This is a genomic window from Micromonospora sp. WMMD998, assembly GCF_029581235.1.
Classification (GTDB): domain Bacteria; phylum Actinomycetota; class Actinomycetes; order Mycobacteriales; family Micromonosporaceae; genus Micromonospora.
The window spans coordinates 5,399,462-5,412,597 of the sequence record NZ_CP120740.1; the positions used below are offsets into that span (position 1 = coordinate 5,399,462).

Here is a 13,136-nt window from a genome sequence, read left to right on the forward strand (position 1 = left end):
GGTTACCGCGCGCCGATCCGCGCGGTGGGGCCTACGATCGGGCCATGCCGCGGTACGCCCGAGCGGAGCGCGAGGCGCTCGCCGACCTGATGCTGGAACTGGGACCGGACGCGCCGACGGTCAACGAGGGATGGACCACCCGTGACCTGGCGGCGCACCTGCTGGTGCGGGAGCGCCGGCCGGACGCGGCCGGCGGGCTCCTGCTGCCGCCGCTGCGCGGCTACGGCGAGGCGGTCCGTCGCCGGATCGCCGCCGGCCCGTACGCCGACCTGGTCGCCCGGGTCCGCCGCCCGCCGGTGTGGAGCCCGGCGAGCAACCCGCTCACCGACGAGCTGGCGAACGGCATGGAGTTCTTCATCCACCACGAGGACGTGCGCCGGGCCCGGTCCGACTGGCGTCCACGCGACCTCCCGGCCGGGCAGCAGGCGGTGCTGTGGAAGCGGGTCGCCCTGCTGGCCCGGATGGCGCTGCGGCGTTTCCCGGCCGAGGTGCTGGTGCAGGCGCCCGGGCACGGCGAGGTGCGGGCCGGGCGCGGCGGCGCACGGCTGCGCCTGGTGGGCGCGCCGGGGGAGCTCGTCCTGTTCCTGACCGGCCGGCAGCGGGTGGCCCGGGTCCAGGTGGACGGTCCGACCGAGGCCGCACAGCGCCTACGCGCCGCCGAACTGGGCCTGTGACCCAGGGTAGGCGGCCGGTGACCGACCTATGGTGAAAATTGCATCTCCAACAATGCTCATCGATCCGTTTCTGCCGTACGCTCCTGCCCGCCACCCGGCCGCCCGGGAGGCGGACAGGAGACACGGATGCGTGGCTTCGCGCTCTCCGCACTGCACGTGCCGCCCTTTCCGGCGCGGCGACACCCCGCCGTCGAACGGGTCGCCGGGGAGAGCGCCGGCTGGGTCCGTGACCTCGGCCTGGTCGACGACCCGGCCGGGCAGCGCCGACTGGCCGGCGCGCACGCCGCCGAGCTGGCCGGGCGGGCCTGCCCGGAGGCGTCCCCCGGCGGCCTGCGCCTGCTCACCGACCTGATCAACTGGCTGTTCGTGGTGGACGACGCCTGCGACGACGACGGGCTCGGCACCGACCCGGTCCGGCTCGCGCCCACCGTGGCGGCGTTGCTGACCGTGCTCGACCGGCTCGGCGACCCGACCCCGTCCGGCCCGGCCGGCGGGAATCCGCTCGCCGTGGCCCTGCACGACCTGTGCCGGCGGGCCCGCGAGGCGCAGCGGCCCGCGCTGCTGTTGCGCCTGGTCAGCCAGTTGCGGGAATACCTGCTGGCGCTGCTCTGGGAGGCGGCCAACCGGGAACGTCACCGGGTGCCCGGGGTGGCCGAGTACGTGCAGATGCGCCGGCACACCGGCGGCGTGCGGCCCAGCTTCACGGTGACCGACCTGACCCATCCGGCGCGATCCGGGCCGGCCCACCGGGCCGATCCGGCGCTGGCCGTGCTGGACGCGCTCGCCACCGACCTGGTCTGCTGGTGCAACGACCTGTTCTCCTACGCCAAGGAACGCGGCGACACTCCGGCGACGCACAACCTGGTCACCACGATCGCCGGCGAGACGGGGCAGGGCGAGGAGGCGGCGCTCGCCGCGGCGGCGGCCCGGTTCAACGCGGCGCTCGCGGCGTACGCGGAACGGGACGCGGCGCTTGCCGTCGGGGCCGACGACGGGCTGCGCGCGTTCCTGGCGACCCGGCGGGACTGGGTCCGGGCCACGTACGACTGGTCCCGCGCCGCCGCCCGCTACACCTGATCCCGGGGCTAGCCGCTGCCCCGGTACAGGCAATACCCTTCGGTAACCGCAGATCGGCGTGACCCCCGTCACGCCCCTCCACCCCGAAGGCGGCGCCAACGATGGCTCTCGACATACCGTACCGATCCGTACCGGACATGTTCCTCAAGCGCGTGGCGGACTCCCCCGACCGGCACGCGTTCGCCCACCCCGCCCAGGACGGCTCGGGCCCGGTCTGGTTGACGTGGGAGCAGGTCGGGCAGCGCGCCAAGGCGATCGCGGCCGGGCTGCACGGGCTCGGTGTGGGCCTTGAGGACCCGGTGGCGATCCTGGCCAACACACGGCTGGAGTGGGTGCTCGCCGACTTCGGCATCATGTGTGCCGGCGGGGCCACCACCACCGTCTACCCCACCACCGAGCCCGAGGACGCGGTCTACATCCTCGCCGACTCCGGCTCGCGCGTGCTGTTCGCGGAGGACCCGGACCAGGCGGCGAAGATCGCCGGTGCGGAGTTGCCGGCGCTGACCCACGTGGTGCTCCTCGACGGGACGGCCGACCCGGCGGCCGGCGTCCCCCAGCTCACCCTGGCCGAGCTGGAGGAACGCGGGGCGGCGGCGCTCGCGGCCGAGCCCGGCCTGATCGACACGCTTGTCACCGCCATCGGACCGGACCACCTGGCCACCCTGATCTACACCTCGGGCACCACCGGCCGGCCCAAGGGTGTGGAGCTGCTGCACGGTGGCTGGTGCTGGGAGGGGGTGGCGCAGGCCGAGCTGGGCCTGCTGCGCGTCGACGACCTGCAATACCTGTGGCTGCCGCTGTCCCACTCGTTCGGCAAGACGTTGCTCTGCGGCGCCACCCACGTCGGGCTGCCCACCTACGTCGACGGCCGGGTGGACAAGCTGGTCGAGTTGCTGGCCGTGGTCCGGCCGACGTTGATGTGCGGCGCGCCCCGGGTCTTCGAGAAGGTCTACAACAAGGCGGTGACCACGGCGCAGGGCGCCGGCGGCGCGAAGGCGAAGATCTTCGCCTGGGGCGTCGCGGTCGGCAAGGAGAAGGTCGCGCTGGAGCAGGCCGGCAAGCCGGTCCCGACCGGACTGCGTCTGAAGTACGGGCTGGCCGAGAAGCTGGTCTTCAGCAAGCTCCAGGCCCGGCTCGGCGGCCGGATGCGGGTGCTGGTCTCCGGCGCGGCGCCGCTGAGCCAGGAGATCGCCACCTTCTTCGCCGCCGCGAACCTGCCCATCTCCGAGGGGTACGGCCTGACCGAGACCAGCGCCGGCGCGTTCGTCAACCCGCCCGACGGGCTCAAGATCGGCAGCGTGGGTCGCGCCATGGGCGACCTGGAGTGCCGGATCGACACCGACGGCGAGGTCCTGCTCCGCGGCCGTCCGGTGATGCGCGGCTACCACAACCTGCCCGAGGAGACCGCGGAGGCGTTCACCGAGGACGGTTTCTTCCGCACCGGCGACATCGGCACGCTCGACGACGACGGCTACCTGCGCATCACCGACCGGAAGAAGGACCTGGTCAAGACGTCCGGCGGCAAATACGTCGCGCCGTCGCACATCGAGGGCGTGTTCAAGGCGGTCTGCCCCTACACCTCGCAGGCGGTGGTGATCGGGCAGGCCCGCAACTACTGCACGATGCTCGTCACCCTGGACCCGGACGCGATCCGGGCCTGGGCCGCCGGCACGCCGCTGGAGGGGCGGGACTACACCGCGATCGTCACCTCGCCGGAGGCGCAGGCGATGGTCGAGGGCTACGTGGCCGAGCTGAACGCCAAGCTCAACCGCTGGGAGACGATCAAGAAGGTGACGATCCTCCCCCGTGACCTGACCATCGCCGACGGCGAGGTCACCCCGTCGCTGAAGATCAAGCGCCGCAGCGTCGAGACCAACTTCGCCGGCGAGATCGACAAGATGTACGAGGGCACGCTCGCCGAGTTGTGACGCGCCCCCGGACGCCGCGCGGGCCGTGCCCCACCGTCCCGGGGCACGGCCCGCGCGCAACGGCGCCGAGCGTCACAGGTGCCGCCGTCGCCACCGGCTCTGCTCGGCCTCGGCGGCGAGTTGCTCCTCCAGGGCGAGCCGGCGCACCCGGCGCCGGCGGCCGTCCTCGCTGCGCGTCTCCCAGGCCACGCCGGCGCCGGTGAGCACCCCCAGCACGCCCAGCGCGACCACCTCCGGGATCCGGAACGCGACCGGGCCCGCCGCGGCGAGCGCCGCCACGGTGACCAGCAGCGGCCGGTGCACCTCGCGCACCGCCAGCCACCAACACCCGGCGATGCTGAGCAGGTAGAGCGCCACGCCGCCGAAGATGACGCCGCCCCAGAAGTCGCCGAGCGGCCAGCCCCAGTGCGGGGTCGGCGGGTCGGCGACCTCGGCCAGCAGGTCCTTCAGACCGAGCGCGTAGAGGATGACGCCGGCGACCAGCGGCAGGTGCAGGAACGTGTAGACCGCGCGGGCCAGCCGCAGCCGGGCGGCCTGGTCCCGGGCGTGGTGCAGCGCCTGTTCCAGCGCGAACGCCAGCGTGTCGAAGTAGACCCACCAGAGCGCCGCCACGATCAGGATGCCGAGCAGCGCGGCCACCGCCACCGGCCCGGTCAGCGGCAGCCCGCGTTTCGGGCCGAGCCCCAGCGCGATGATCGACTCGCCGAGCGCGACGAGCACCATCAGCGCGTGCCGTTCCGCCCAGTGCCCGGCCGAGACCACCACCCACCAGAGCCGGGCCAGGGTGGACCCGACCACGTACTCGACAAGCACCGCGAGCGTCCAGAGCGCCAGTTGAAGCGCCACCGCGAACCGCTCCTGCGGCACCCGGGCCGGCACCGTGCCGGCGACCAGCAGCAGCGCGGTGGCCACGGCCGGGACCGAGGCACGCAGGAGGAACCGTTGACGGCGGACCGGGTCGGCGCGGTCCACCCAGCCGAAGACGGTGAGCTGGGCCACCCGGATCACGAAGTAGCAGCCGGCGAAGACGAGCGGGCCGGGCAGCCCGCCGGGACGGTCCACGAACGCGCCGGGGACACTGAGCACCAGCAGGAACGTCGCCGCCACGGTGACGAAGCCGACGAGCGGCAGCACGCCCTGGTCGGCGCGGATCGCGTTGCCCATCCCGGCGAAGCCGGTCCACGACCACCACAGCAGCGCCAGCACCAGCAGGAAGCGGCAGAGGTTGATCGGGGTGAGTTCGGAGGCGGTGAGCGTGGTGACGCTGAGGAACGCGAAGACGAAGACCAGGTCGTAGAAGAGTTCCAGCCGGGTGGTCCGGGAGCCCGGCGCGCCGGCCCGCACGGCGCGCGACGACCGGACACCGGCGGAGTCTCCCACCCGGGCAGTCTGCGGGCACCCGCCGAGCCGGTGGCCCGGTTCCACCGATCGCCACCGGAACGGGCGTCAGGCGATGACGCTCGGCTCCCGCCACTGCGGGCGGCCGGCCCGGTCCAGGTCGTAGCGGACGGCGGCGAGCCGCCCGACCGCCTCCACCAGCTCGGTGGCGGGCAGGGTGAAGGGCAGCCGCAGGAACCGCTCCAGCGTCCCGTCCAGGCCGAACCGGGGGCCGGGCGCCAGCCGTACGCCGACCTCCTCGGCGGCCCGGGCCAGCGCGCTGGAGATCGGGCCGTCCAGCTCGGCCCAGAGCGTGACGCCGCCGCGCGGCACGGTGACCCGCCACTCGGGCAGGCGGTCGGCGAGCGCGGCGACCAGGGCGTCCCGTTGGGCGGCGAGCTGCGCGCGGCGGGCCGCGACGATGGTCGGGGCCTGGGTGAGCAGGTGCACCGCGACGAGCTGGTCGAGCACCGGGCTGGCCATGTCCACCCCGACCCGGGCCGCGGCCAGCCGCTGCACCTGGGGTGCCGAGGCGCGCACCCAGCCGATCCGCAGTCCACCCCAGTAGGGCTTGCTCATCCCGCCGATGCTGATCACCCGGGAGTGCCTGTCGAAGACCGCCACCGGCGGCGGCAGCGGCGTGCCGTCCAGTGGTAGGTCGACGAAGGACTCGTCGACCACCAGGTCGGTGCCGGCCGCGTGGGCCGCGCCGACCAGCCGCTCCCGCAGGTCGGCCGCCATCAGGTGGCCGGTCGGGTTGTGGAACTCCGGAATCACGTACGCGAGCTTCGGCCGGGTCTGCCGGAGGCTGCCGAGCAGCAGGTCGGCGTCCCAACCGTCGTCGGAGAGCCCGTGGGTGGTGATCCGGGCCCGCCGGGCGGCGAGCGCGGCGAGCGCGTTGGGGTAGGTGGGCGACTCCACGAGCACCGCGCCGCCGGGCGACAGGGCCAGGCGTAGCACCAGGTCGAGCGCGTGCTGGGTGCCGCTGGTGACCATGATCTGCTCGGGGCTGGTGGCCAGCCCCCGCTCGGTGTACCCGCGGGCCACCGCCTCGCGCAGCTCGATGATGCCGGTCGGGTGGTAGCCGGCGCCGCCGAGGTAGCGCGGCAGGTCCTCGGCCGCCGCCCGGGCGGCGGGGACGAGCTGCGGCGGGGCGGCCAGCGCGGCCACGCCGAGGTCGATCATCTCCCGGTCGTCGAGCGGCGTCCACAGGCCGGTGCTGGCCACCCGGTGGGTGCCCGGCAGCATGGTCCAGCTCCCGGCGCCGCGCCGGCTGGCCAGGTGGCCGGTCTCCCGCAGTTCGCGGTACGCGGCCGTGACGGTGGTCCGGCTGATTCGCAGCGCCTCGGCCAGTTCCCGTTCGGCCGGCAGGCGGATCCCGAGCGGGAGGCGGGCGTCGGCCAGCAGGCCACGGACGGCGGCGGCCAGCGCCACGTAGTCGGGGCTGCGGCGGCGGCCCGGCAGGGCGTGCCACTGACCGAGCAACCGCGCCAATTGGACACCGCGCACCTGACTGGTCATGGGCCACACCTCCACGATTGGCCTCTGGATCGCCCTCGATTGGCACCTAGGGTGGCATGCATGGCACAGCTTGGCAATCTCCGGCACCGGCCCGTGCGGCGGCTCACCCAGCTCTACGCCGGCCTGGCCGTCTACGGGGTCAGCATGGCGCTGATGGTCCGTTCCGGGCTCGGACTGGACCCGTGGGACGTGTTCCACCAGGGGCTCGCCCGACAGACCGGCCTCTCCTTCGGCACCGTCACCATCGCCGTCGGCGCGGTGGTGCTGCTGCTCTGGATCCCGCTGCGGCAGCGGCCCGGCCTCGGCACCATCAGCAACGTCGTGGTGATCGGGCTGGTCGTCGACGCCACCCTGGCCGTGCTGCCACCGGGCGACGGCCTGCCGGCGCGCGCCGCGCTGCTGGTCACCGGCATCGTCGCCAACGGCGCCGCCACCGGGCTCTACCTGGGCGCCGGTCTCGGCCCCGGGCCACGCGACGGCCTGATGACCGGCTTCACCGCCCGCCACCCCCGGCTGTCGCTCCGGCTGGTCCGGACCACCATCGAGGTGACCGTGCTGAGCCTCGGCTGGCTGCTCGGCGGGACGGTCGGCCTCGGCACCGTGGCCTACGCGCTGGCCATCGGGCCGCTCGCCCAACTGTTCATCCCGATCTTCGCGATGCCACCCCGACCGGTCACCGCCTACGCTGCGTGAGCAGCGTCCGGCCCACCGCCACCGGGCGAATCCGCTTCACCGGTTCTGAGCTGCAACGACGCGCGCCGGCGAAAAACGGGTGTTTCCTCCGGCGTCGCGGGCGGGCATCATGCGTGCATGGGGGAGAACGGATGGCGTTGGAGCGACGCCTGGATCTTCGTCGCGTTGGTCATCGCGAGCGGCGCCGGCCGGCACCGCCGGGCCGCCGCCACACGCCGCCCCGAGGGGGTACGCCTCACCGACGTCCTCTCCACCGCCGACCACCTCAACCAGGCCATCCCGGAGCGGCACGAGGTCGAGGGGGCGGTCCGCCGGCTCGTCGGGGCCGGCCTGGTCAGCGTCTCCGACGGCTGGTTCCGGGTCACCCCGGACGGTGAACGGCTCTGGCGCACCCGGCCCAGCGCCGGGCTGGGCACCACCGTCGACACCGTGCAGGGCGTGCTGACCCGCCGGCACCCGCCCGGCGAGTCCGAGTGGCAGCTCGACGAGGACGACCACGCGGCGGCCGTGCAGGAATATGTGGTCCGGTCCATCCCGATGCCCCGCCGGTCCCCCGAGGGACGCTCCGGCCGGCCCTGACCGCCGGCCGTCCCGGGTCAGCGCACCGGGTGCCCGGCCCCGCGCAGCGCGTCCTTGACCTCGCCGACGGTCAGCTCGCCGAAGTGGAAGACGCTTGCCGCGAGCACCGCGTCGGCGCCCGCGCCGACGGCCGGCGGGAAGTGCGCCACCGCGCCCGCGCCACCGCTGGCGATCACCGGCACGTCGACCACGCCGCGCACCGCCTGGATCAGCGGCAGGTCGAACCCGGCCTTGGTGCCGTCGGCGTCCATCGAGTTGAGCAGGATCTCGCCCGCGCCCAGCTCGGCGCCGCGCGCGGCCCACTCGACCGCGTCCAGGCCGGCGCCCCGCCGCCCGCCGTGCGTGGTCACCTCGAAACCGCTCGGCGCGACCCCCGCCGGGGCGCGCCGCACGTCGAGCGAGAGCACCAGCACCTGCCGGCCGAACCGGTCGGCGATCTCGGCGATCAGCTCCGGCCGGGCGATGGCCGCGGTGTTCACCCCGACCTTGTCCGCCCCGGCCCGCAGCAACGTGTCCACGTCCTCGACCCGGCGGATGCCGCCGCCCACGGTGAGCGGGATGAAGACCGACTCGGCGGTGCGCCGGACCACGTCGAGCATGGTGCCGCGGTCGCTCGACGACGCGGTCACGTCGAGGAACGTCAGCTCGTCCGCGCCGGCCCGGTCGTACGCCGCCGCCAGCTCCACCGGGTCGCCGGCGTCGCGCAGGTCGACGAAGTTGACGCCCTTGACCACCCGCCCGGCGTCCACGTCCAGACACGGGATGACCCGTACCGCCACCGTCATGCCCGAAAGCCTAGCCAACGCGACGGTGGCGGCGACCGGCCGGTGCGGCCGGACACCGCCACCGCGCGGGCCGGTCAGAGGCGGACGAGCATCTTGCCGAGGTTCTCGCCGCGCATCAGGCCGAGGAACGCCTCCGGCGCCGCCTCGATGCCGTCGACCACGGTCTCGTCGTAGGACAGCCGGCCCTCGCGCAACCAGCCGGCCACCTCCTGGACGAACTGGTCGCGCAGGTGACCGTGGTCACCGACGAGGAAGCCGCGCAGGGTCAGCCGCTTGCCGATCACCAGCGCCAGGTTGCGCGGGGCGGCCGGCGGCTCGGCCGAGTTGTACTGGGCGATCATGCCGCAGATCGCGGCCCGGCCGTGCAGGTTCATCGCCCCGATCGCGGCCTCCAGGTGGTCCGAGCCGACGTTGTCGAAATACACGTCGACGCCGTCCGGGGCGGCGGCCTTGAGCTGCTCGTACACCGGCCCGTCGTGGTAGTTGAAGGCCGCGTCGAAACCGAGCGCGGCCAGCCGCTCGACCTTCGCCCGGGAGCCGGCGCTGCCGATCACCCGGCCGGCGCCGCGCAGCTTCGCGATCTGCCCCACCATGCTGCCCACCGCGCCGGCCGCGCCGGAGACGAAGACCGTCTCCCCCGGCTTCATCGCGGCCACGTCGAGCAGCCCGGCGTACGCGGTCAGCCCGGTCATGCCGAGCACGCTCAGGTAGGCGCTGACCGGGGCGACCCCGGGATCGACCTTGCGCGCCGACCTGGCGTCGACGAGCGCGTACTCGCGCCAGCCGAGACCGTGCAGCACCACGTCGCCGGGCTTGACGCCGCCGGCCTCGCCGGCCACCACCGCACCGATCGCCGCGCCGTCGAGCGGGGCGTCGAGCGCGAACGGCGGCACGTACGACTTGGCGTCGTTCATCCGCCCCCGCATGTACGGGTCGACGGACATGAACTGGTTGCGGACCACGACCTGACCCGGTCCCGGCGTCGGCACGTCGGTGGTGACCAGCCGGAAGTTGTCGGCGGTCGGCCAGCCCTCGGGACGGGACGCCAGGTGGATCTCGCGGTTCACGCCGCTCATGCCGCTTCCCGGACGGTCGGCGTGACCTCGATGTTGCCGCGGGTCGCGTTCGAGTAGGGGCAGACCTGGTGGGCCGCCTCGACGAGCTTCTCGGCGGCCGGACGCTCGACCGCGGGCAGGTCCACCACGAGGGTCACGGTCAGGCCGTAGCCGCCGCTGCCGTTCGGGCCGATGCCCACCTCGGCCTCGACGACCGAACCGGAGACGTCCGCCTTGGCCTGGCGGGCCACGACGCGCAGCGCGGAGTGGAAGCACGCCGCGTAGCCGGCGGCGAAGAGCTGCTCGGGGTTGGCCGCGCCGCCGGCGCCGCCCATCTCCTTGGGTACGGCGAGATCCAGCTCCACGGTGCCGTCGGAGGTGCGGACGTGGCCGTCGCGGCCGTCGCCGGTGGCCTTGGCGGACGCGGTGTAGAGGACCTGCATGGTCACTGCTCCTTCTGTCGGTGGATCGTCTCGGTGACCCGGGTGAGGGTGTCGCGGAGGCCGACCAGCTCGGTCTCGGTGAGGCCGGTGGCCCGGGCCACCCGCATCGGCACCTCGTCCATCCGCTCCCGCAGGGCCCGGCCCTGGCCGGTGAGGCCCACCTCGACCCGGCGCTCATCGGTCGCCGAGCGGGTGCGCACCACCAGGCCGGCCGCCTCCAGCCGCTTGAGCAGCGGGGAGAGCGTGCCGGAGTCGAGCCGGAGCCGCGCGCCGAGCTCGGAGACCGTGGGGGCGTCGTCGCCGCGCTCCCAGAGCACCAGCAGCACCAGATACTGCGGGTAGGTCAGGCCGTGCTCGTCGAGGATGGGCCGGTAGACGTCGGTCAGGGCGCGCGACGCCGCGTAGAGGGCGAAGCACACCTGCCGGCGCAGCACCAGATCATCGGTCACAGGTTGAACCGTAGCGCACAATCAAGTTGCACACGACTTAATAGCCCCCAGTCGTGCCCGCCCTCACACCGGCGGGCCCCTCTTTCTCGGAAAGTGGGTTCATCCGGGCTCGGACAGGCCCACTTTCCGTGAAACAGCGCGGAGCGGACGTCGGTCCGGGTCAGCGAGGGGGGAGGTGTGCCTCCAGCTCGATCTCCACCAGGTGCTCCGGGTCCAGCAGGCCGGCCACGACCACCATGGTCGCCACCGGACGGACCGGCCCGAACACCGCGTTGTGCGCCCGGCCCACCTCGTCGACGTAGAGCCGGTCGGTCACGTACATCCGGGTCCGCACCACGTCGGCCGGCCGGGCGCCCACCTCGGCGAGCGCGTCCAGGCCGATCCGGATCGCCTGCGCGGTCTGCGCCGCCGCGTCCCCCACGTGCGCCACCCGGCCGTCGACCGTGGAGGTGCAACCGGCGGTGATCGCCAGCGCGCCGGCCCGGACCACCCGGGAGTAACCGTAGAGCGCCTCCCACGGGCCGCCCGAGCCGAGCCGGGTCACCACCGCGTCGTCGAGCGGCGACTCCCCCACGCCGTCGACCGGCGACCCGCCCAGGCCCCCGACCGAACCGCCCGGGCCGCCGACCGGCCCGTCCAGATCGTCGACCGGCCCGCCCGGGCCGCCGAGATCGCCGACCGACCCGCCCATTCCGACGGTCACGCGCCGGCCCGCAACGTGGCGAGCGCCTCCGCGACGGTGAACGCGCCGGCGTACAGCGCCTTACCGGCGATCACACCCTCCACCCCGACCGGCTCCAGCGTGGCCAGCGCCCGCAGGTCGTCGAGGGTGGACACCCCGCCGGAGGCGATCACCGGGGCGTCGGTGCGGGCGCACACCTCGCGCAGCAGGTCCAGGTTCGGACCGCGCATCGTGCCGTCCTTGGTGATGTCGGTCACCACGTACCGCGCCGCGCCGGCGGCGTCCAGCCGGGCCAGCACCTCGTAGAGGTCACCGCCGTCGCGGGTCCAGCCACGCGCGGAGAGGGTACGACCCCGCACGTCCAGCCCGATCGCCACCCGGTCGCCGTACTCGCCGCAGATCCGGTCGCACCACTCGGGATCCTCGAGGGCGGCGGTGCCGATGTTGACCCGGGCCGCCCCGGTGCCCAACGCCGCCCGCAGCGACCCGTCGTCCCGGATCCCCCCGGACAGTTCCACCTTGACGTCGAGCTTGCCGACCACCTCGGCGAGCAGCTCGGCGTTGGAGCCCCGGCCGAACGCGGCGTCCAGGTCGACCAGGTGGATCCACTCGGCGCCGTCGGACTGCCAGGCGAGGGCCGCCTCCAGCGGGTCGCCGTAGGCGGTCTCGCTGCCGGCGGCGCCCTGCACGAGCCGGACGGCCTGGCCGTCGGCGACGTCCACGGCGGGCAACAGGTCAAGGCTCAACGGTTGTCTCCTCGCATGCTCAACGACGGTCCAGCGCGATCACCACGATCGCCGGCAGGACCAACAGCAACAACACGACCAACGCCAGGCGCAGGGCGAGATCGTCGACGAAACTCCAGATGCCGGCCACCGCGAAGCCGGTGAGCAGCACGACGGCCGCCCGCTCACCCCGGCTGTGCCGGCGCAGCCGACCGGTGCGCCCCCGGCGCAGCCGCGGCGTCAGCCGGCGTACCACCGACCGGCGTCGCTCCCGGCGCGCCACCCGGCGGGCCCGGGCGGCGCGCGCCCGCTGCTGGTCGGCCTCGCGGGCCGCCCGGCGGCGGGCCCGCTCCTTACTCAAGTGCGCCCAACCAGTTACGCAGCAACGCGGCGCCGGTGTCGGCCGACTTCTCCGGGTGGAACTGGGCCGCCGACAGGGCGCCCCGCTCCACCCCGGCGACGAAGTCGGCGCCGTGCTCGGCGGTGGTGACCGTCGCGCCGGCGGCGGCCAGCCCGGCGGTGTCGGTCACCCCGTAGGAGTGGACGAAGTAGAACCGGGCGTCCGCCGGCAGGCCGGCGAAGAGCACCGAACCCGCCGGCGCGTGCACGGTGTTCCAGCCCATGTGCGGCAGGCGCGGGGCGGGCAGCTTCGTCACCCCGCCCGGCAGCAGCCCGAGGCCCTTGGTCACCACGCCGTGCTCGTCGCCGTGCTCGAACAGCACCTGCATCCCGACGCAGATGCCCAGCACCGGACGGCCGGCGGCGACCCGCTCGGCGATGACCGGGCCGGCGCCGAGCGCCTCGATGCCGGCCATGCACGCGGCGTACGCGCCGACGCCCGGGACCACCAGGCCGTCGGCGGTCGCGGCGGCGGCCAGGTCGGCGGTGACCGTCACGTCGGCGCCGGCCCGCTCCAGCGCGCGTTCGGCCGAGCGCAGGTTGCCCGAGCCGTAGTCGAGCACCACCACCCGCCGGCCCATCACGCCTCCCCCGGCAGCAGCCAGAGCACCCCGCCGACGGTGGCCAGCACCGCCAGCAGGCCGGTGACCACCACCGCCGCGCGGGCCGCGCCCTGCTTGTGCAGCGACCATGTCCCGCCGACAAGCACCCCGGCCAGGATCAGCAGCAGCGTCGGCAACACCTTCACG

Annotated in this window: 16 protein-coding genes; 5 read left to right on the plus strand and 11 right to left on the minus strand. The window is 74.4% G+C overall.

The window, feature by feature from the left end:
• Positions 1–44 precede the first annotated feature (44 nt).
• From O7619_RS24310 to O7619_RS24320, 3 genes are all read left to right on the plus strand, one after another.
• The gene (locus O7619_RS24310; RefSeq protein ID WP_282283617.1) at positions 45–674 is read left to right on the plus strand and encodes a TIGR03085 family metal-binding protein; all 630 of its coding nucleotides are present in this window, start codon (positions 45–47) and stop codon (positions 672–674) included.
• Between the two features lie 126 nt (positions 675–800).
• Positions 801–1,751 (plus strand): terpene synthase, encoded by a 951-nt coding sequence (locus O7619_RS24315; RefSeq protein ID WP_282283618.1) that lies wholly within the window; start codon positions 801–803, stop codon positions 1,749–1,751.
• A 101-nt stretch (positions 1,752–1,852) separates the two neighbouring features.
• Positions 1,853–3,679, plus strand: a complete 1,827-nt coding sequence (locus O7619_RS24320) for a long-chain fatty acid--CoA ligase (protein WP_282283619.1) — start codon at positions 1,853–1,855, stop codon at positions 3,677–3,679.
• 72 nt (positions 3,680–3,751) lie between these two features.
• Here O7619_RS24320 and O7619_RS24325 read toward each other — a convergent pair whose 3' ends face one another.
• Together O7619_RS24325 and O7619_RS24330 are read right to left on the minus strand one after the other, a co-directional pair.
• Complete coding sequence (locus O7619_RS24325) at positions 3,752–5,023, minus strand: low temperature requirement protein A (protein ID WP_282288930.1); 1,272 nt, start codon at positions 5,021–5,023, stop codon at positions 3,752–3,754.
• A 102-nt stretch (positions 5,024–5,125) separates the two neighbouring features.
• Complete coding sequence (locus O7619_RS24330) at positions 5,126–6,577, minus strand: PLP-dependent aminotransferase family protein (protein ID WP_282283620.1); 1,452 nt, start codon at positions 6,575–6,577, stop codon at positions 5,126–5,128.
• A 60-nt stretch (positions 6,578–6,637) separates the two neighbouring features.
• Here O7619_RS24330 and O7619_RS24335 point away from each other — a divergent pair, with 60 nt between their 5' ends.
• Together O7619_RS24335 and O7619_RS24340 are read left to right on the plus strand one after the other, a co-directional pair.
• Complete coding sequence (locus O7619_RS24335; protein ID WP_282283621.1) at positions 6,638–7,270, plus strand: hypothetical protein; 633 nt, start codon at positions 6,638–6,640, stop codon at positions 7,268–7,270.
• Between the two features lie 117 nt (positions 7,271–7,387).
• The gene (locus O7619_RS24340; RefSeq protein ID WP_281587483.1) at positions 7,388–7,849 is read left to right on the plus strand and encodes a hypothetical protein; all 462 of its coding nucleotides are present in this window, start codon (positions 7,388–7,390) and stop codon (positions 7,847–7,849) included.
• Between the two features lie 17 nt (positions 7,850–7,866).
• Here the strand turns inward: O7619_RS24340 and hisF are convergent, their stop codons facing one another.
• From hisF to O7619_RS24385, 9 genes are all read right to left on the minus strand, one after another.
• Positions 7,867–8,634 (minus strand): imidazole glycerol phosphate synthase subunit HisF, encoded by a 768-nt coding sequence (gene hisF, locus O7619_RS24345; RefSeq protein WP_282283622.1) that lies wholly within the window; start codon positions 8,632–8,634, stop codon positions 7,867–7,869.
• Positions 8,635–8,708: 74 nt separating this feature from the next.
• Positions 8,709–9,710: an NADP-dependent oxidoreductase gene (locus O7619_RS24350; protein WP_282283623.1), complete on the minus strand. Its 1,002-nt coding sequence runs from the start codon at positions 9,708–9,710 to the stop codon at positions 8,709–8,711.
• Positions 9,707–10,132, minus strand: coding sequence for an organic hydroperoxide resistance protein (locus O7619_RS24355; RefSeq protein ID WP_282283624.1), 426 nt, complete (start codon positions 10,130–10,132; stop codon positions 9,707–9,709). The genes O7619_RS24350 and O7619_RS24355 overlap by 4 nt, the downstream gene beginning before the upstream one ends.
• Before the next feature lie 2 nt (positions 10,133–10,134).
• On the minus strand, positions 10,135–10,581 hold the full coding sequence (locus tag O7619_RS24360; protein ID WP_282283625.1) for a MarR family transcriptional regulator: 447 nt from the start codon (positions 10,579–10,581) through the stop codon (positions 10,135–10,137).
• A gap of 160 nt (positions 10,582–10,741) precedes the next feature.
• Entirely contained in the window at positions 10,742–11,284 is a 543-nt protein-coding gene (locus tag O7619_RS24365; RefSeq protein ID WP_282283626.1) for a RidA family protein, read from the minus strand.
• Positions 11,281–12,009, minus strand: coding sequence for a bifunctional 1-(5-phosphoribosyl)-5-((5-phosphoribosylamino)methylideneamino)imidazole-4-carboxamide isomerase/phosphoribosylanthranilate isomerase PriA (gene priA / locus O7619_RS24370; RefSeq protein WP_282283627.1), 729 nt, complete (start codon positions 12,007–12,009; stop codon positions 11,281–11,283). The genes O7619_RS24365 and priA overlap by 4 nt, the downstream gene beginning before the upstream one ends.
• 19 nt (positions 12,010–12,028) lie before the next feature.
• A complete protein-coding gene (locus tag O7619_RS24375; protein WP_282283628.1) occupies positions 12,029–12,349 on the minus strand; it encodes a hypothetical protein in 321 nt (106 codons plus the stop codon).
• Positions 12,342–12,968, minus strand: coding sequence for an imidazole glycerol phosphate synthase subunit HisH (gene hisH / locus O7619_RS24380; protein WP_282283629.1), 627 nt, complete (start codon positions 12,966–12,968; stop codon positions 12,342–12,344). The genes O7619_RS24375 and hisH overlap by 8 nt, the downstream gene beginning before the upstream one ends.
• Positions 12,968–13,135: a hypothetical protein gene (locus tag O7619_RS24385; protein ID WP_282283630.1), complete on the minus strand. Its 168-nt coding sequence runs from the start codon at positions 13,133–13,135 to the stop codon at positions 12,968–12,970. The genes hisH and O7619_RS24385 overlap by 1 nt, the downstream gene beginning before the upstream one ends.
• Position 13,136: the final 1 nt, after the last annotated feature.